Source organism: Vibrio sp. STUT-A11, assembly GCF_026000435.1.
Lineage (GTDB): Bacteria > Pseudomonadota > Gammaproteobacteria > Enterobacterales > Vibrionaceae > Vibrio.
Genome location: NZ_AP026763.1, coordinates 2,456,993 through 2,475,267, shown reverse-complemented (window position 1 = coordinate 2,475,267; position 18,275 = coordinate 2,456,993). Strand labels below are relative to the sequence as shown.

The 18,275-nt window shown below is 45.5% G+C and carries 17 protein-coding genes; 12 read left to right on the top strand and 5 right to left on the bottom strand.

Annotated features, from left to right (window positions below):
* Positions 1-60 precede the first annotated feature (60 nt).
* Positions 61-564, top strand: coding sequence for a DUF4442 domain-containing protein (locus OO774_RS11540; RefSeq protein WP_264902712.1), 504 nt, complete (start codon positions 61-63; stop codon positions 562-564).
* 317 nt (positions 565-881) lie between these two features.
* Here the strand turns inward: OO774_RS11540 and fldA are convergent, their stop codons facing one another.
* From fldA to OO774_RS11525, 3 genes are all read right to left on the bottom strand, one after another.
* Positions 882-1,415 carry a flavodoxin FldA gene (fldA, locus tag OO774_RS11535; RefSeq protein ID WP_264902711.1) on the bottom strand — a complete coding sequence of 178 codons (534 nt, stop codon included), beginning with the start codon at positions 1,413-1,415 and terminating at the stop codon, positions 882-884.
* A 48-nt stretch (positions 1,416-1,463) separates the two neighbouring features.
* Entirely contained in the window at positions 1,464-1,685 is a 222-nt protein-coding gene (locus tag OO774_RS11530) for a DUF2788 domain-containing protein (protein WP_005461613.1), read from the bottom strand.
* Between the two features lie 111 nt (positions 1,686-1,796).
* Positions 1,797-2,564, bottom strand: coding sequence for an alpha/beta fold hydrolase (locus tag OO774_RS11525; RefSeq protein WP_264902583.1), 768 nt, complete (start codon positions 2,562-2,564; stop codon positions 1,797-1,799).
* Between the two features lie 152 nt (positions 2,565-2,716).
* On the opposite strand from OO774_RS11525, the gene seqA reads away from it, so the two are divergent.
* Both seqA and pgm read left to right on the top strand, forming a co-directional pair.
* A complete protein-coding gene (gene seqA, locus OO774_RS11520; protein WP_020333373.1) occupies positions 2,717-3,259 on the top strand; it encodes a replication initiation negative regulator SeqA in 543 nt (180 codons plus the stop codon).
* 89 nt (positions 3,260-3,348) lie between these two features.
* Complete coding sequence (gene pgm / locus OO774_RS11515) at positions 3,349-4,995, top strand: phosphoglucomutase (alpha-D-glucose-1,6-bisphosphate-dependent) (protein WP_264902582.1); 1,647 nt, start codon at positions 3,349-3,351, stop codon at positions 4,993-4,995.
* Positions 4,996-5,099: 104 nt separating this feature from the next.
* Here the strand turns inward: pgm and OO774_RS11510 are convergent, their stop codons facing one another.
* A complete protein-coding gene (locus tag OO774_RS11510; RefSeq protein ID WP_264902581.1) occupies positions 5,100-5,852 on the bottom strand; it encodes a DUF1853 family protein in 753 nt (250 codons plus the stop codon).
* 149 nt (positions 5,853-6,001) lie between these two features.
* Between OO774_RS11510 and OO774_RS11505 the strand changes: the two genes are divergently transcribed.
* Positions 6,002-6,760: a Nif3-like dinuclear metal center hexameric protein gene (locus OO774_RS11505; protein WP_264906108.1), complete on the top strand. Its 759-nt coding sequence runs from the start codon at positions 6,002-6,004 to the stop codon at positions 6,758-6,760.
* Between the two features lie 76 nt (positions 6,761-6,836).
* On the opposite strand, the gene OO774_RS11500 is transcribed toward OO774_RS11505, so the two are convergent.
* Positions 6,837-8,126: a citrate synthase gene (locus OO774_RS11500; RefSeq protein WP_264902579.1), complete on the bottom strand. Its 1,290-nt coding sequence runs from the start codon at positions 8,124-8,126 to the stop codon at positions 6,837-6,839.
* A 394-nt stretch (positions 8,127-8,520) separates the two neighbouring features.
* On the opposite strand from OO774_RS11500, the gene sdhC reads away from it, so the two are divergent.
* From sdhC to sucD, 8 genes are all read left to right on the top strand, one after another.
* A complete protein-coding gene (gene sdhC, locus OO774_RS11495) occupies positions 8,521-8,913 on the top strand; it encodes a succinate dehydrogenase cytochrome b556 subunit (RefSeq protein ID WP_264902577.1) in 393 nt (130 codons plus the stop codon).
* Positions 8,907-9,251 carry a succinate dehydrogenase, hydrophobic membrane anchor protein gene (gene sdhD / locus OO774_RS11490; RefSeq protein WP_264902575.1) on the top strand — a complete coding sequence of 115 codons (345 nt, stop codon included), beginning with the start codon at positions 8,907-8,909 and terminating at the stop codon, positions 9,249-9,251. The genes sdhC and sdhD overlap by 7 nt, the downstream gene beginning before the upstream one ends.
* Positions 9,252-11,018: a succinate dehydrogenase flavoprotein subunit gene (gene sdhA / locus OO774_RS11485; RefSeq protein ID WP_264902573.1), complete on the top strand. Its 1,767-nt coding sequence runs from the start codon at positions 9,252-9,254 to the stop codon at positions 11,016-11,018.
* A 14-nt stretch (positions 11,019-11,032) separates the two neighbouring features.
* Positions 11,033-11,743: a succinate dehydrogenase iron-sulfur subunit gene (locus OO774_RS11480; protein WP_264902571.1), complete on the top strand. Its 711-nt coding sequence runs from the start codon at positions 11,033-11,035 to the stop codon at positions 11,741-11,743.
* A gap of 164 nt (positions 11,744-11,907) precedes the next feature.
* Positions 11,908-14,733: a 2-oxoglutarate dehydrogenase E1 component gene (gene sucA / locus OO774_RS11475; protein WP_264902570.1), complete on the top strand. Its 2,826-nt coding sequence runs from the start codon at positions 11,908-11,910 to the stop codon at positions 14,731-14,733.
* Positions 14,734-14,761: 28 nt separating this feature from the next.
* Positions 14,762-15,967, top strand: coding sequence for a 2-oxoglutarate dehydrogenase complex dihydrolipoyllysine-residue succinyltransferase (gene odhB, locus OO774_RS11470; RefSeq protein WP_264902569.1), 1,206 nt, complete (start codon positions 14,762-14,764; stop codon positions 15,965-15,967).
* Positions 15,968-16,161: 194 nt separating this feature from the next.
* A complete protein-coding gene (gene sucC / locus OO774_RS11465; RefSeq protein ID WP_264902568.1) occupies positions 16,162-17,328 on the top strand; it encodes an ADP-forming succinate--CoA ligase subunit beta in 1,167 nt (388 codons plus the stop codon).
* On the top strand, positions 17,328-18,200 hold the full coding sequence (gene sucD / locus OO774_RS11460; protein ID WP_264902567.1) for a succinate--CoA ligase subunit alpha: 873 nt from the start codon (positions 17,328-17,330) through the stop codon (positions 18,198-18,200). The genes sucC and sucD overlap by 1 nt, the downstream gene beginning before the upstream one ends.
* The last annotated feature ends 75 nt before the right edge of the window (positions 18,201-18,275 follow it).

The window sequence follows — 18,275 nt, the reverse complement described above, 5'->3', positions numbered from 1 at the left end:
ATTAGAGCTCTTACCTGTTACAAATTAGTAACATAAATCGCGTAGAGAGCAGGGATTGCAATGGATAAGCGGATTGCCAAAATTTATAAACCAGGAATCATAAAATTTGGGCTTAATCTTTGGCCCCCATTCTGGGGAGCTGGAATCAAAATCTTACATATTTCTGATGACTTTCGTCTGGTTAAAGTACGTTTGAAGCTGAATTGGTGGAATAAAAACGCCAATCGAACTCAATATGGTGGAAGTATCTTTTCTCTTACTGACCCCATTTATTCGATGATGCTGATCGGGATATTACGTGAGGAGTATTATGTCTGGGATAAAGAAGCGAGCATTAACTTTATCAAACCTGGACACAGTGACTTGTTTGCAGACTTTGAAATCTCACAAGGGATGATTGAAGATATATTCAACAAAACGCGCAATGGTGAGAAATGGTTCCCTGAGTTTATTATTCATGTCAAAGATAGCGACGGGAATGTGGTGTCTGAAGTAAAACGTAAGTTGTATGTTCGTAAAAAGCCACAGTACCGAGAGGAAGAGGTTGCCACGGAAGCTTCGTAACCGTTATACCCAAACGACTTCAAGATGCAGGATTCAGAGCGTTGTCATTGGCATAAGTTCAAGGAAAATAACGCAGCGGAATAGCGAGCTCTTTCCAAGTTATTTGACGCAGAAATCATGTCAGTGACACGCTCCCGAAGGGCGAGTTGTCTTGGCTCACAGCCTTTGTTAACGATTTTTGATTTAGAATCACTAGAACTTCAAATCGTTGCCGCGCCTGTAAACCAAGTCATTCTCGCTGAACCTAGCATCTCGAGGTTGTTTGGGTATACATACAAAAAGACCTCCGTAAAGGAGGTCCTAATTCAGGATCTGTATTAGCCTTCAAGCTCAGCTAAACACATCTCTTCGTAAATCTGTTTTACCCAGCTTTCAACACGCTCATCGGTTAACTCTGGTTGACGGTCTTCATCGATACACAGACCAACAAACTGACTATCATCACCTTCTACCAACGCTTTAGACGCTTCGAATTCATAGCCTTCAGTCGATGTATGGCCAAGGATAGTACCGCCTTTTGCTTCGACGATGTCACGAACGGTACCCATCGCATCACAGAAGTACTCTGCGTAGTCTTCTTGGTCACCACAACCAAAGATAGCGACTAACTTTGTAGAGAAGTCAATTTGCTCAAGCTCTGGGAAGAAGTCATCCCAATCGCATTGCGCTTCACCATAGTACCAAGTTGGGATACCTAGAAGCAGAAGATCAAAGTTATCAATGTCTTCTTTGCTGCTTTTTGCGATGTCTTGAACGTGAACCAGTTGCTTACCTAGTTGCTTTTGAATCATCTTTGCAACGGCTTCAGTATTACCTGTGTCGCTACCGAAGAAGATACCTACACTTGCCATAGAGTCTATACCTTTACATTGTTTGTTGTTGGCGATGGTACTAAGGGTTTAGCCTAACCCCGAGCCTTCCCACGTTAGCTGAATTATCCCTTTTGCGATAAAACCAGCACAGCCTAGAAAAAGGACTAACCATACAATACGACGACCAAAAACAGGTACATTGCCTTGCTTTAGCACATCTTTTATTGCCATCCCGATGAAGAAGAAGATAGCAGCAAAAAGAAGATCGAGCCCGATAGATTCGAGCATATCCATGTAGTCGTAGAGCATTGTAGTCCTTCATGCCGAAAATTATTGCGCGCACTATACCACTGTTAATCGGTAAAGTTAATGCAATACCAGGGCGGTTATTTCAATAATCAAGGGTTGTTGGTGAATTTGTTAACCTGAAATGTATTTCCTGATCACTCGCATGACTTCACCCGGCTTTTCTGCGTGTAACCAATGACCGGTGTTGGCGATAATATGTGCTTTCGCTTGCTTAAACTGTCTCTGTACGGCAGGTTGATGCTCTGGCATTAAATAGTCTGATTCACCACCTTTAATAAAGAGGGTTGGTATCTCAGTTGGCTCAATCTCTTGCCAGCCAATAATTTCAGCGTAATTTTCCAGCAGACTTTTTACGTTAAAACGCCATGCCATTTTATCACCGTCTTTAAACAGAGACTTTGAAAGAAACTGTCTGACACCATCGATCTCCACGTGTTGTGCAAGCACGTCCATCGCCTGCTGGCGGCTTGTTGGCTTCTGGGCAATGACGGCCTGCAGACCATTAAACACATTTTCATGACGATTTGTTGTGTAGGCAACAGGAGCGATGTCCAGCACGACTAACTGCTCCACAAATTGTGGTGCGATGTCTACGAGCTTCATCGCGACTTTACCACCCATGGAATGTCCAATAATGATCGACGGTTCAATGTTCAAGTGACGAAGCAATTCGGCAACGTCTTGCGCCATTTCGGTGTAAGTATGTGTGTCCGAGTGGAAAGAGAGGCCATGGTTACGAAGATCAATACTGATCACAGAGTAATCTTGGACAAGGTCTCGAGCCAAAAGGCCCAGATTACTTAAACTGCCAAACAATCCGTGAATCAAAACTACTGTTTGGCCTTGGCCTTCTTGCTTATAGTTGAGTAATGCTGACATTTTATCTTATTCGTGATGGGTTTAACGTGGAGTATCCGCAAGGATCTGGTTGTATACCCTAATGACTTCAAGTCATTCTCGTTGAACCTAGCTTCTTGAAGTTATTTGGGTATAATTCCACAGAGTTTAAACATTGAGAATGTGAAAAGCGAATGAAAACAATTGAGGTTGATGAGGATCTATACCGTTACATTGCTGGTCAAACTAAGCATATCGGCGAAAGTGCCTCGGATATTTTGCGACGCCTTTTAAACCTTGATGGTGAGTTGCAGGAAGCAAAAGTTGCGCCTGTAGTAGAGAAGCCACAAGGGATTGTAGTAAGTAAAGATGCAGGTAAAACAGAGCAAATAGATACAGTGAAAGAAATGCGTTCACTGCTAATATCTGATGAGTTTGCTGATCTTAAGAAAGCGATTGATCGCTTCATGTTGGTTCTATCAACATTACACAAATTAAATCCAGAAGGATTCGCACAAGCGACAAATGTGAAGGGACGCAAGCGCGTTTACTTTGCTGATAATGAAGAAACCCTGCTGGCTAACGGCAATACCACCAAACCTAAGGCCATTCCAGAAACACCGTTCTGGGTTATCACAAATAATAATACCAGCCGCAAGAGACAAATGGTTGAACAAGTGATGGCACACATGGGATTCCAACCGGACTTGATAGAAAAAGTAACAGGTTCAATCTAAGAAACCTGATAGAAGCCTCATAATGTTTAGCATTTAGCGGATATTATGAGGCTTTTTAGTTTGTTATTTTTATAGAAAGGATGTCAGACATGGCTATGCACCCTCGTGCTGGGCAAAAAGCGCAGCAGGAAGATCTTCATAATATTCCGGCGTTAGTTGCGAATTATTTCTTACTTCAACCTGATTCGACCAATCCAGACCACAAGGTTCAATTCGGTACATCAGGTCACCGTGGTACTGCAGACAAGCATACCTTTAACGAAAATCATATATTGGCTATTGCACAAGCGGTTGCAGAAGTGCGTGCAGAGCAGGGCACGACAGGGCCACTGTTTGTCGGTAAAGATACGCACGCATTATCAGAGCCAGCTTTTTCTAGTGTTATCGAAGTATTGATTGCGAACGGCGTAAAAGTGATCGTTCAGCAAGACAATGGTTACACACCAACCCCAGGTATCTCACACGCTATTCTGACTTACAATATCAAACACGATGAGAAAGCAGATGGCATTGTGATCACTCCTTCGCACAACCCACCTCAAGACGGCGGTATCAAATACAATCCGACTCATGGCGGCCCTGCGGAAGCCGAACTGACTCAGGCGATTGAAGACCGCGCGAATGCACTGATTGCAGAAGATCTAACAGGTGTGAAACGTCTGCCACTTCAAGAAGCAAAATCTTCTGATTTGTTTGTGGAAGTCGACTTAGTAAAACCATACATCGATGACTTGGTTAACGTCATCGATATGGAAGCGATTCAAAAAGCCAACCTAAAAATCGGTGTTGATCCATTAGGTGGCAGTGGTATCGACTACTGGCGCCAAATTGGTAAAGCTTACAACCTAGATCTGACTTTGGTTAGTGAAGCAATCGACCCATCTTTCCAATTTATGTCACTGGATAAAGATGGCGTGGTTCGTATGGACTGTTCTTCACCATACGCAATGGCAGGTCTGTTGGCGCTGAAAGATGAATACGATTTGGCGTTTGGTAATGACCCAGACTATGATCGCCACGGTATTGTGACACCAAAAGGTTTGATGAATCCAAACCATTACCTGGCTGTATGTATCGACTACCTATACCGTCATCGTGATGCGTGGGGTAAAGACGTCGCGGTTGGTAAGACTCTGGTTTCGAGCGCACTTATCGACCGTGTTGTGGCGGATCTTGGTCGCGAGCTATGTGAAGTACCCGTTGGTTTTAAATGGTTTGTTGATGGCCTTTACACGGGTAAGTTCGGCTTCGGTGGTGAAGAAAGTGCGGGTGCATCTTTCCTACGCAAAGATGGCACTCCGTGGTCAACAGATAAAGATGGCATCCTACTTTGTCTACTAGCAGCAGAAATCACAGCAGTAACGGGTAAAAACCCTCAAGAGTACTACGAAGAGCTGGCGGCGAAGCATGGTGAATCTAAGTACAACCGAATTCAAGCAGTAGCAAACGGTCCTCAAAAAGACGTACTGAAAAAACTGTCTCCGGAAATGGTCTCTGCAGAAACACTCGCTGGTGATGCAATTACGGCACGACTCACTCACGCTCCTGGTAACGGTGCGGCGATCGGCGGTCTAAAAGTCACCACGGAAAACGGTTGGTTTGCGGCTCGCCCATCTGGTACAGAAGATATCTACAAAATTTACTGCGAAAGCTTCAAGGGTGAAGAGCACCTAAAACAGATCGAAGCCGAAGCACAAGAAATTGTTAATCAGGTATTTGCAGCCGCTGGTCTTTAAGATTCAACAGTTTTGAATGGAAAACAGAGGGTTGATGTGAAAGCATCAACCCTTTTTATTTTGGTTTTCCTAGATTAAAGAAGATAGCATTCAGCGCTTCAAAGCTAGTTTGGCCACTGATCCGGCACAATAAACCAGAATTCACCATCTTGCGTCTGTGCATGCTCAAATCGGCCCGACGGTTTCTCAATAGGGTGGGAAAAGTCGTCGTTACCCATCGCCCAACAAGGTTTGCTCAGATGATAAAGCGGCTTTGGAATCAAGTCCCATTGACTTTGGTAGCACCAATATCCGCTTATTTGAGAGGCATTAAGCTCATAACCCAAACATTCCGTTGGCGTTGTCTCCGAAGAAAACGGATTAATATAGAGACGGCCCTGCATCAGGAGTCGCTCTTCCGGTGGTGCTTCAAGAGGCAATATTTGCTGAAACTCTGGTCTTTCGCTCATTTTTAATTGATGAGTCAGCATTCTATCCAGTTTTTTATGTAATTGATCATGGGCATTGGGGCCGTACCAAACGCCTTGATGAAGCAGGTAGAACTTAATCGCCACTTCCCAATGTTCCAACTGACCTGACTCCGTATTCTGCAACATTAAATCCACGGCACCAATCGTTCTTCCAGTGTGGTCATTGAGTTGAATCTCCTCGGCGACTACTTGGTATCGTTCGGAATTAGAAAGCACAGCCGTGCACAAATGCTGATATAAAAAACCCAGTCTTGGATTACCATTATATTGTTCAGATTCGCATAACGGCGCTACGGATAAATCTTCTAATGTTGCAAACGGTGGACACAACTGAAAAAGTGGTGGTGATGTTGCGATCCAATCATAAAAGCGTTGCAATTGATTCATCCCGTTTCCTTTTAACCCTTAGTTTTAGCAATAAAGTGACGAAGCCGCATTATTGTAACGAAATTTGCCATCGATGGGGACACGATGCCTGGCATCAGTATCTAGGTTCGATATACACTTTAAATATGCACTAAAAATTGGAAGTGATGATGAATAACTTAAAGCTAGAACAGATTCTTAACGATAAACTATCACCACAGTTAATTAAAGATTACGCACCGAATGGGCTGCAGGTCGAAGGGATTCCAACGGTAAACCGCATAGTTACTGGTGTTACGGCTTCACAGGCTTTGATCGATAAAGCAGTTGAACTTAATGCCGACGCATTGCTTGTCCATCATGGATACTTTTGGAAAGGTGAACCTGAACCCATTCGTGGCATGAAAGGAAATCGAATCCGTAGCTTAATGAAAAATGACATTAACTTATACGGTTATCACCTTCCTCTTGATATTCACCCTGAACTTGGCAACAACGCTGAGCTGGCAAAATTGCTGGAAATTGACGTTGAAGGCGGTTTAGAAGGTCATCCGCAGTCAGTCGCGATGTATGGACGTTTAAAAAAGCCGATGACGGGTGCTGAATTTGCGAGCAAGATCAGTCAAGTACTTGAGAGAGAGCCCCTGCATATTGCGCCAGAAAATGCAGAGAAAATGATTGAGACCGTAGGTTGGTGCACCGGTGGCGGGCAAGACTTTATTGAATTGGCTGTGCAGCACGGGTTAGATGCCTTTATTTCCGGTGAAATATCGGAACGCACAACGTACACTGCGCGAGAAATGGACATTCATTATTTCGCCGCGGGACATCATGCAACAGAGCGTTACGGTATCAAAGCACTTGGTAAGTGGTTAGCCGATGAGTACGGTTTACAAGTCGAGTTTGTGGATATTGATAATCCGGTTTAGCGCAGAATCATAAGAAAATAAAAAGGGTTGAGACTCACATCTCAACCCCTCTTTTATTTGGCATTTCACTCAGTGATTATTCGCGCTCATGAAGCGGAGAAAATTCACGTTGTTCCTCACCCATGTATAGCTGACGTGGACGACCAATGCGGTTTAGTGGATCGCTGTGCATTTCGTTCCAGTGAGCAATCCAGCCCACGGTACGAGATAGAGCGAAGATAACCGTAAACATTGATACTGGAATACCGATAGCTTTCAGAATGATACCAGAGTAGAAATCTACGTTCGGGTATAGTTTCTTAGAGACAAAGTATTCATCAGAAAGCGCGATACGCTCAAGTTCCATTGCAACATCTAGTAGAGGGTCTTGGATGTTTAGCTCTTTAAGAACTTCGTGACACGTTTCACGCATTACGGTTGCACGTGGATCGTAGTTCTTGTAAACACGATGACCGAAGCCCATCAAACGGAATGGGTCATCTTTGTCTTTCGCGCGTTCAACGTACTCAGGAATATTATCGACGCTGCCGATCTCTTCCAGCATCTTCAAACACGCTTCGTTTGCACCGCCGTGCGCTGGACCCCAAAGAGATGCGATACCAGCGGCAATACATGCAAATGGGTTAGCGCCAGAAGAACCAGCAAGACGCACTGTTGATGTTGACGCGTTTTGTTCGTGATCCGCGTGAAGTGTAAAGATTTTATCCATAGCACGTGCAACAACAGGGTTCACTTCGTACTCTTCACATGGGTTTGCAAACATCATGTGTAGGTAGTTTTCCGCGTAGCTTAAATCGTTGCGTGGGTAGATAAATGGCTGACCGATAGAGTATTTGTAACACATCGCTGCCAGCGTAGGCATTTTCGAAATTAGACGGTAGGCCGCGATTTCACGGTGTTCGTCGTTATTAATATCGAGCGAATCGTGGTAGAAGGCTGCTAATGCACCTACTACGCCACACATCACCGCCATCGGGTGAGCATCACGTCGGAAGCCGTGGAAAAAGCTTGCGATTTGCTCATGTACCATAGTATGACGAGTAACCGTTTTCTTGAATTGCTCGTATTGGTCTCGGGTAGGGGCTTCACCATAAAGAAGAATGTAACATACTTCTAGGTAATCTGCGTTATTGGCTAATTGATCAATCGGGTAACCGCGGTGCAAAAGAATACCTTTGCCGCCATCGATATATGTGATTGATGATTCACAAGATGCAGTGGCAAGAAAACCAGGGTCAAAAGTAAAGTAACCATTAGCTCCCAGTTTACGAACGTCAATTACAGGAGTACCTAGTGTACCGTCCATAATTGGCAATTCGATTGGCGCTTTGCCTTCAACATGAAGGGTCGCTTTCTTATCCGCCATAACAATCTCCTTTGTTTATTATTTAATCCGTCCAGGATGTTTGTGTGCCATGTTTTTACTGTTGTTAAGGCATAAAGTCAATTTTTCTCCATTTTTGTGTGCACTTGTTATGATTTTTTCTTTGAGAATCGTTAAAAATCTGTTCTATGTAGCATAATTTGTTACACCAATTGTATTAGAATGTTGCTCGCCGTATATTGGCAAAGAAAATTTTAGTTAAATCCTTATAAATTCGGGGCTATAACAAAGTGTGAGGTTTGGTAGTGGCTCCCGGTGTTAACAACTTGTTTACAATATTCTCGGTGATTATCGGTTGTATCTGTTAAATAAATGTTAACTTTTGTACATTTGGACGCTGAAATTGGTTATAACAATAAATGCTCAATGGAGCTGAGTGAGCAAGCCCGTGAAAGAAAGAAAGTCAAGACCTGTTAATTTAGATTTACAGACCATCCGCTTTCCTATCACAGCAATCGCATCCATCCTGCACCGTGTGTCCGGGGTAATCACGTTTGTTGCGGTAGGTATACTACTTTGGTTACTGTCCATTTCTCTGTCATCCCCAATGGGTTTTATGGAAGCCGCCGATATCGTCGATAGCTTCTTCGTAAAATTCATCCTATGGGGCATTTTAACTGCACTTGCATACCACATCGCTGGTGGTATCCGTCATTTGATGATGGATCTAGGCTATTTTGAAGAGCTAGATTCAGGCACGATGAGCGCGAAAGTTGCTTTTGGTGCGACAGCAGTATTGTCACTATTGGCGGGGATAATGGTATGGTAAAACACGTTTCATCATTCGGTCGTAACGGTGTACACGATTTCCTACTGATTCGTGCTACTGCCATCATTATGACTCTATACACGATTTATCTGGTTAGCTTCTGTGCATTTTCAGATATATCTTACGCATCTTGGACCCAATTCTTTGGTGGTACTTGCACCAAAGTCTTCACCATGTTGGCTCTTGTTTCGGTACTGATTCACGCTTGGGTTGGTATGTGGCAAGTGTTCACCGACTATATTAAGTGCGCGAAACTTCGTGGCGCGTTACAACTTGGTGTTATTGCCGTTCTGTTCGGTTATGTCTTCTCTGGTCTATTTATTTTGTGGGGTGCGTAAGTGTCTATTCCAGTTCGTGAGTTTGACGCCGTAGTAATCGGCGCTGGTGGTGCAGGTATGCGCGCTGCACTGCAAATTTCAGAGCAAGGCCTTTCATGTGCTTTGCTATCTAAAGTATTCCCAACTCGTTCTCATACAGTATCTGCGCAGGGTGGTATCACCGTAGCTCTAGGTAACTCGCACAAGGATGATTGGCAGTGGCACATGTACGATACCGTAAAAGGTTCTGACTACATTGGTGACCAAAACGCTATCGAATACATGTGTAAGAATGGACCTGAGTCTGTTATCGAACTAGAAAAAATGGGTCTTCCATTTTCTCGTTTTGATAATGGCTCTATCTATCAGCGTCCATTTGGTGGTCAGTCAAAAGAGTTTGGTGGTGAGCAGGCTGCTCGTACTGCAGCAGCGGCAGACCGTACCGGTCACGCGCTTCTACATACGCTTTACCAACAAAACGTTAAGCATAAAACAACCATTTTCTCTGAGTGGTATGCGTTAGACTTGGTGAAAAACCAAGATGGCGCGATCATGGGTTGTACTGCGATTTGTATGGAAACAGGCGAAATCTGTTACTTCAAATCAAAAGCAACTATCCTGGCTACTGGCGGTGCAGGTCGTATCTATGCTTCGACAACTAATGCACACATTAACACTGGTGACGGTGTTGGTATGGCACTACGTGCTGGCGTTCAAATGCAAGACATGGAAATGTGGCAGTTCCACCCAACGGGTATCGCTGGCGCAGGTGTTCTTGTAACAGAAGGTTGTCGTGGTGAAGGTGGTTACCTTCTAAACAAAGACGGCGAGCGCTTCATGGAACGCTACGCGCCAAACGCAAAAGACCTTGCTGGTCGTGACGTTGTGGCTCGTTCTATGATGATCGAAATCCGCGAAGGCCGTGGCTGTGATGGCCCTTGGGGTCCACACATCAAGCTGAAACTTGATCACCTAGGTAAAGACGTACTTGAATCTCGTCTACCAGGTATCTGTGAGCTATCTCGTACGTTCGCGCACGTTGATCCAGTGAAAGAGCCAATCCCAGTCATTCCAACCTGTCACTACATGATGGGTGGTGTTCCTACTCAGGTTTCTGGTCAGGCTATTACGCAAAAGGCTGACGGCAGCGAGGCTGAAGTTCAGGGTCTCTACGCATGTGGTGAAATCGCTTCTGTATCGGTTCACGGTGCAAACCGTCTAGGTGGTAACTCACTACTAGACTTGGTGGTATTCGGCCGTGCAACAGGTCTTCACCTAGGTGAGACGTTAGCGGCGCAAGCGGAAGCGCGTCCTGCAACTGAATCTGACATCGAAGCTTCTCTGGCGCGTACTATGCGTTGGGAAAACAGCACAGGTGGTGAAGATCCAGTACAAATCCGTAAAGATCTGCAAAGCTGCATGCAAAACAGCTTCTCGGTATTCCGTGAAGGTGATGCAATGGCAACAGGTCTGGAAGAGTTGAAAGTTATCCGTGAACGTCTGAAAGATGCGCACCTGGCGGACAAATCTTCAGAGTTCAACACGCAACGTATCGAGTGTCTAGAACTAGACAACTTGATGGAAACGGCATTCTCAACCGCTGTTGCTGCGAACTACCGTACGGAAAGCCGTGGTGCACACGCTCGTTTCGACTTCCCAGATCGTGATGACGAGAACTGGCTATGCCACTCAATCTACAACCCGGAAACTGAAGCGATGACTAAGCGTGATGTTAACATGACGCCAATACATCGTGACGCGTTCCCGCCGAAAGTACGTACATACTAAGGGAGGATATGACTATGAAACTGAACTTCTCTTTGTACCGTTACAATCCGGACGTAGACACTAAGCCTTACATGAAAGACTACACGCTTGAAGTCGACGAAGGCTCAGACATGATGGTTCTAGATGCGTTGATTCTGCTTAAAGAGCAAGATCCAAGCATCGCATTCCGTCGTTCATGCCGTGAAGGTGTTTGTGGCTCTGACGGCCTGAACATGAATGGTAAAAATGGTCTGGCATGTATAACACCGTTATCTGCACTACAAGGCGACAAGATCGTAATTCGTCCTCTACCAGGTCTACCTGTGGTACGTGACCTTATTGTTGACATGACGCAATTCTATGATAACTATGCGAAAGTTAAGCCATTCTTAATCGATGATGGTGCATTACCGCCTTCGCGTGAGAATCTGCAGTCTCCAGATGACCGTGCACATCTAGACGGTTTGTACGAATGTATCATGTGTGCATGTTGTACAACGTCTTGTCCATCATTCTGGTGGAATCCGGACAAATTTATTGGTCCTGCAGGCCTTCTAGCGGCTTACCGCTGGTTAATTGATAGCCGTGATACTGCGACAGATGAACGTCTGTCAGATCTTGATGACGCATTTAGCGTTTTTCGTTGCCACGGCATCATGAATTGTGTAAGTGTTTGTCCTAAAGGACTTAACCCGACGAAAGCAATCGGCCATATTAAGTCGATGCTGGTAAATCGCTCGGTGTAATTTACTCGCAATGGATACAGTTGCAGTGTTGTGTAAAATAAATCACTTCACTGCAACTGCAAAACTCGAGTAGAAGAATATTAAAATTGCCGATTTTTTAAGTCGGCTATTTATAGCTCGGCGTAGACCGAAGCAAACGTGAAAACTACTGGTTAAGGGAAAATATGCACAACGGCGTGATGAAGGCATGGCTCGAGTCTTCACACTTGGCTGGCGCCAATGCAACGTATGTAGAGGAACTCTACGAACTGTATCTAAGTGATCCCGATCTGGTAAGTGAGGAGTGGAAACGTGTTTTTGACGGCTTGCCTAAGCCTTCAAAAGAAGTGGCAGAACAGCCGCATTCACGTGTCCGTGACTACTTCCGACGACTCGCTCAAGAAACAAAGCATTACAATGTCCAAGTTAGTGACCCAGATGTCGATGCAAAACAAGTAAAAGTTCTACAGCTAATCAACGCATACCGTTTCCGCGGACACGAAGCTGCAGAATTAGATCCACTAGGTCTATGGCAACGTCCAACCGTTGCTGAGTTGGATCCAGCATTTCATAATCTTACCGAAGAAGATTTCGAAGAAACTTTCAACGTAGGTTCTTTTGCTATTGGGCAAGAAACCATGAAGTTGAGAGACATTTACGAAGCCCTCAATAAAACTTACTGCGGCTCCATCGGTGCTGAATACATGCACATGACTGACACAGAACAAAAGCGTTGGATTCAACAACGTCTGGAGTCTGTCTCAGGCCAGCCATCATTCAACAACGATGAAAAACGTACTTTCCTAGAAGAACTGACAGCAGCGGAAGGCCTTGAGCGCTACTTAGGCGCTAAATTCCCAGGCGCAAAACGCTTTTCTCTAGAGGGTGGTGACGCGCTTATCCCAATGACCAAAGAGTTGATCCGTCATGCAGGTAACAGTGGTATGCGTGAAGTGGTTATTGGTATGGCTCACCGCGGTCGTTTGAACATGTTGGTGAACGTACTCGGTAAGAAACCACAAGATCTGTTTGATGAGTTCGCAGGCAAGCATGATGAAACGTGGGGAACGGGTGACGTTAAATACCACCAAGGTTTCTCTGCGGACTTCGCGACTCCGGGTGGCGACGTTCACTTAGCGCTGGCATTTAACCCATCGCACTTAGAAATCGTAAACCCAGTGGTTATCGGTTCTGTGCGCGCCCGTCAAGACCGTTTAGGTGACAAAGAAGGCAGTAAAGTTCTTCCTATCACTATTCATGGTGACTCAGCTGTTGCTGGTCAGGGCGTGGTTGCGGAAACATTCAACATGTCTCTGTCGCGCGGTTTCTGTGTTGGTGGTACGGTTCGCGTTGTTGTTAACAACCAAGTAGGTTTCACGACATCTAACCCACGTGATACTCGCTCGACCATGTACTGTACTGATATCGCGAAGATGGTACAGGCACCGATTTTCCACGTTAATGCCGATGATCCAGAAGCGGTTGCGTTTGTTACGCGTATCGCATTGGATTACCGCAACGAGTTTAAACGCGATGTTGTGATTGACTTGGTATGTTATCGCCGTCATGGCCACAACGAGGCTGATGAGCCAAATGCAACTCAGCCTTTAATGTACCAAAAAATCAAAAAACACCCAACACCACGTAAGCTTTACGCCGATGTTCTAATCGATAAAAATGAATCAGATATTGAAACTGCAACTCAGTTAGTCAACGAATACCGTGATGCGCTTGACCGCGGTGAAGTTGTGGTGAAAGAGTGGCGTCCAATGGCATTGCACTCCGTTGACTGGTCTCCATACCTAGGTCACGAGTGGGACATGCAGTGGGAGTCTCAATACGACAAGCAACGTCTGATTGAACTTGGTACTCGTCTATGTCAGTACCCAGAAAGTCATAAGCTACAAAGTCGAGTAAACAAGCTTTACAACGACCGTTTGGCGATGATGAGTGGTGAAAAAGCGATTGACTGGGGTATGGCTGAAACACTGGCTTACGCAACATTGGTTGACGATGGCAAGCGTATCCGTATTTCTGGTCAGGACTCAGGCCGTGGTACTTTCTTCCACCGTCACTCGGTTCTCCACAACCAAACGGATGCAAGCACGTACATTCCGTTAGCGAACGTTCATGATAAGCAAGGTCCTTTCCAGGTATTCGACTCTGTATTGTCAGAAGAAGCGGTATTGGCGTTTGAATACGGTTACGCAACCGCAGAGCCAGGCGGCTTAACGATTTGGGAAGCACAGTTTGGTGATTTCGCTAACGGCGCTCAAGTGGTTATCGACCAATTTATCTCTTCTGGTGAACAGAAGTGGGCTCGTCTATGTGGCTTAACCATGCTTCTACCTCACGGTTATGAAGGTCAGGGTCCAGAGCACTCATCTGCGCGTCTAGAGCGTTACCTACAATTGTGTGCAGAGCAAAATATGCAGGTTGTTGTTCCTTCAACGCCAGCACAGGTTTACCACATGATTCGACGTCAGGTTGTACGCCCAATGCGTCGACCACTGATTGTCATGTCTCCTAAATCATTGCTTCGTCATCCGCTTTGCACCTCTTCTATCGAAGACCTTGCGGAAGGTTCGTTCCAGGCAGCTATCCCAGAAGTGGATAATCTGGAAGCAAGCAAAGTGAAACGTGTTGTGTTCTGTTCTGGTAAGGTTTATTTCGACCTGTTAGAGCAACGTCGCAACAACGAACAAGAAGACGTCGCGATTGTGCGTATTGAACAGCTTTACCCATTCCCAATGGAACAAGTGCAAGCTGCTATTGCTCAATACACTAACGTTGAAGACTTCGTGTGGTGTCAGGAAGAGCCTCAGAACCAAGGTGCTTGGTACTGTAGTCAACATAACTTCCGTGCCGCTATTCCTGCAGGTGCAGATCTTAAATACGCAGGTCGCCCAGCTTCTGCTTCGCCAGCAGTTGGCTACATGTCGGTGCACTTGAAACAGCAAAAAGCGTTGGTTGAAGACGCTCTGAACGTGAACTCAAAAACTTCGAATTAAGAACTAGAAGTTAAAGGAAGAAACAGATATGACAATTGAAATTCTGGTTCCAGATTTACCTGAATCAGTTGCAGATGCAACCGTTGCGACATGGCACAAACAACCAGGCGACGCTATTGAGCGTGATGAAGTACTGGTTGATATCGAAACAGATAAAGTAGTGTTAGAAGTGCCAGCTCCGGAAGCTGGTGTTTTAGAAGCTATTGTTGAATTAGAAGGTGCGACGGTACTTTCAAAACAGCTTCTGGCTAAAATCAAGCCGGGTGCAGTTGCTGGTGAACCAACAGCAGATACAACAGAAGGCACTCAAGCGTCTCCAGATAAGCGTCACAAAGCGGCACTTACTGAAGAGAGCAACGATGCGCTAAGTCCTGCAGTTCGTCGTCTTCTGGCTGAGCACAACCTAGAAGCTAGCCAAGTGAAAGGCACTGGTGTTGGCGGTCGTATCACTCGTGAAGATATTGAAGCACATCTAGCGAACGCGAAAGCAGCGCCTAAAGCTGAAGCGCCAGCCGTTGAAGCTCCTGCTGCGGCACGCAGCGAGAAACGTGTTCCTATGACTCGCTTACGTAAGACTGTTGCTAACCGTCTACTAGAAGCGAAGAACAGCACAGCAATGCTGACGACGTTTAACGAAGTCAACATGAAGCCAATCATGGATCTTCGTAAGCAGTATAAAGACCAGTTCGAGAAGCGTCACGACACGCGTCTTGGCTTTATGTCTTTCTACGTGAAAGCGGTAACGGAAGCATTAAAACGCTACCCGGAAGTGAATGCTTCTATCGATGGCGATGATATCGTTTATCACAACTACTTCGACATCAGCATGGCGGTATCAACGCCACGTGGTCTAGTTACACCAGTTCTAAAAGACTGTGACACGCTAGGTTTCGCTGACATCGAAAAAGGCATCAAAGAGCTGGCGATCAAAGGCCGTGACGGCAAGCTAACTGTTGATGAGTTAATGGGTGGTAACTTCACTATCACAAATGGTGGTGTATTCGGTTCTCTGATGTCCACGCCAATCATCAACCCACCTCAAGCGGCTATCTTGGGTATGCACAAAATCCAAGAGCGTCCAATGGCGGTTGACGGCAAGGTTGAAATCCTGCCAATGATGTACCTAGCGTTATCTTACGATCACCGTTTAATCGATGGCCGTGAGTCTGTTGGCTTCCTAGTAACGATTAAAGAGCTGCTAGAAGATCCAGCACGTCTCCTATTAGACGTTTAATATCGCTAAAACGTCTAGTTGCCTTGGGTGGCTAGACGTTCAAAATTACAATGGCTAGACTAGCTCGACGTCTGGCCTTCATCTGAATCACTGAGTGATTGATTTGAGAAGACCCTACAGACGTACAAGCAGCCAAGACTGCAGCGTTATGGAAATAATAAATCCCTTTGGGAAAAAACAAACGGAATATCGAAATGAATTTGCATGAATACCAAGCCAAACAGCTGTTTGCAGAATTCGGTTTACCTGTGCCAGAAGGCTACGCGTGTGATACACCACAAGAAGCTTTTGAAGCAGCAGGCCGTATCAGTACAGCTAAGAAAGTCGTTAAGTGTCAGGTTCACGCTGGTGGCCGCGGTAAAGCGGGCGGCGTAGAGTTGCACGATACCAAAGATGGCGTAAAAGAGTTTGCGCAAAAGTGGCTAGGCCAGAACCTAGTAACTTACCAAACAGATGCAAATGGTCAGCCTGTAACAAAAATCCTTGTTGAAGAAGCATCAAACATTGCTAACGAACTTTACCTAGGCGCGGTAGTTGACCGTGCTAGCCGTAAGATCGTTTTCATGGCTTCTACTGAAGGCGGTGTGGAAATCGAAAAAGTTGCGGAAGAAACTCCGGAACTGATCCACAAAGCAGCAATTGATCCACTAGTAGGCCCACAAGCTTACCAAGGTCGCGAGCTTGCGTTCAAACTTGGTCTTGAAGGTGACCAAATCAAACAATTCGTTAAGATCTTCATGGGTCTTGGCACGATGTTCGCTCAGTACGACCTGGCTCTACTAGAGATCAACCCGCTTGTTGTTACTGGTGAAGGCAACCTGCTATGTCTTGATGGCAAAATCAACATCGACTCAAACGCACTATACCGTCAACCTAAACTTCGTGAAATGCACGATCCATCACAAGAAGATGAGCGTGAAGCGCACGCAGCTCAGTGGGAACTGAACTACGTAGCACTAGACGGTAACGTTGGCTGTATGGTTAACGGTGCTGGGCTTGCAATGGGTACGATGGATATCGTAAACCTACACGGCGGCAAACCTGCTAACTTCCTAGACGTAGGTGGCGGTGCAACTAAAGAACGTGTTGCAGAAGCATTCAAGATCATCCTATCTGATGACAACGTGAAAGCAGTACTAGTAAACATCTTCGGCGGTATCGTACGTTGTGACATGATCGCAGAAGGTATTATCGGTGCGGTTAAAGAGGTAGGTGTAAACGTACCAGTTGTTGTTCGTCTAGAAGGTACTAACGCAGACCTAGGTCGCGAAGTTCTTGCTAATTCTGATGTTGATATCATTGCTGCTGAGTCGCTAACAGATGCTGCTCAGAAAGTTGTTGCTGCTGCGGAGGCTAAATAATGTCTGTATTAATTAACAAAGACACTAAAGTAATCTGTCAGGGTTTCACTGGTGGTCAAGGTACTTTCCACTCAGAGCAAGCTATCGCATACGGTACGCAAATGGTTGGTGGTGTGTCTCCAGGTAAAGGCGGCCAAACTCACTTAGGTCTACCTGTATTCAACACAGTTCGTGAAGCAGTAGAAGCAACTGGCGCAACAGCGACAGTAATCTATGTACCAGCACCTTTCTGTAAAGATGCAATCCTAGAAGCGGTTGACGCAGGTATCGAGCTAATCGTAACTATCACTGAAGGTATCCCTACAACAGATATGATCGACGTGAAAGTGAAGCTAGAAGAAACTGGCGTTCGCATGATCGGTCCTAACTGTCCGGGTGTTATCACTCCTGATGAGTGTAAGATCGGTATCATGCCTGGTCACATTCACAAGAAAGGTAAAGTAGGTATCGTATCTCGCTCAGGTACTCTAACTTACGAAGCAGTTAAGCAAACTACAGACGAAGGCTTTGGTCAGTCTACGTGTGTTGGTATCGGTGGTGACCCAATCCCAGGTTCAAACTTCATCGATATCCTGAAACTGTTCCAAGAAGACCCAGAAACTGAAGCGATCGTTATGATCGGTGAAATCGGTGGTACAGCAGAAGAAGAAGCGGCAGCGTTCATCAAAGAAAACGTGACTAAGCCAGTAGTTTCTTACATCGCTGGTGTAACTGCGCCTCCAGGTAAGCGTATGGGTCACGCTGGTGCGATCATCTCTGGTGGTAAAGGTACTGCTGAAGACAAGTTTGCTGCACTAGAAGAAGCTGGCGTTAAGACAGTTAAATCTCTAGCAGAGATCGGTAAAGGTCTACGTGAAGTAACAGGCTGGTAATTTCCAACTTGTTAGAATACAAAAGCCTGGCATCGCCAGGCTTTTTTGATCGTGGAGTTTGGTTAAGAATGAAGA

Coding starts and splice junctions, on each gene's coding strand:
- OO774_RS11530 (WP_005461613.1), bottom strand. CDS start 1,685: ATGCTCTACGACTACATGGATATGCTCGAATCTATCGGGCTCGATCTT.
- OO774_RS11540 (WP_264902712.1), top strand. CDS start 61: ATGGATAAGCGGATTGCCAAAATTTATAAACCAGGAATCATAAAATTT.
- pgm (WP_264902582.1), top strand. CDS start 3,349: ATGGCTATGCACCCTCGTGCTGGGCAAAAAGCGCAGCAGGAAGATCTT.
- fldA (WP_264902711.1), bottom strand. CDS start 1,415: ATGGCAAGTGTAGGTATCTTCTTCGGTAGCGACACAGGTAATACTGAA.
- odhB (WP_264902569.1), top strand. CDS start 14,762: ATGACAATTGAAATTCTGGTTCCAGATTTACCTGAATCAGTTGCAGAT.
- sdhD (WP_264902575.1), top strand. CDS start 8,907: ATGGTAAAACACGTTTCATCATTCGGTCGTAACGGTGTACACGATTTC.
- OO774_RS11525 (WP_264902583.1), bottom strand. CDS start 2,564: ATGTCAGCATTACTCAACTATAAGCAAGAAGGCCAAGGCCAAACAGTA.
- sucC (WP_264902568.1), top strand. CDS start 16,162: ATGAATTTGCATGAATACCAAGCCAAACAGCTGTTTGCAGAATTCGGT.
- sucA (WP_264902570.1), top strand. CDS start 11,908: ATGCACAACGGCGTGATGAAGGCATGGCTCGAGTCTTCACACTTGGCT.
- OO774_RS11500 (WP_264902579.1), bottom strand. CDS start 8,126: ATGGCGGATAAGAAAGCGACCCTTCATGTTGAAGGCAAAGCGCCAATC.
- OO774_RS11510 (WP_264902581.1), bottom strand. CDS start 5,852: ATGAATCAATTGCAACGCTTTTATGATTGGATCGCAACATCACCACCA.
- seqA (WP_020333373.1), top strand. CDS start 2,717: ATGAAAACAATTGAGGTTGATGAGGATCTATACCGTTACATTGCTGGT.
- OO774_RS11505 (WP_264906108.1), top strand. CDS start 6,002: ATGAATAACTTAAAGCTAGAACAGATTCTTAACGATAAACTATCACCA.
- OO774_RS11480 (WP_264902571.1), top strand. CDS start 11,033: ATGAAACTGAACTTCTCTTTGTACCGTTACAATCCGGACGTAGACACT.
- sucD (WP_264902567.1), top strand. CDS start 17,328: ATGTCTGTATTAATTAACAAAGACACTAAAGTAATCTGTCAGGGTTTC.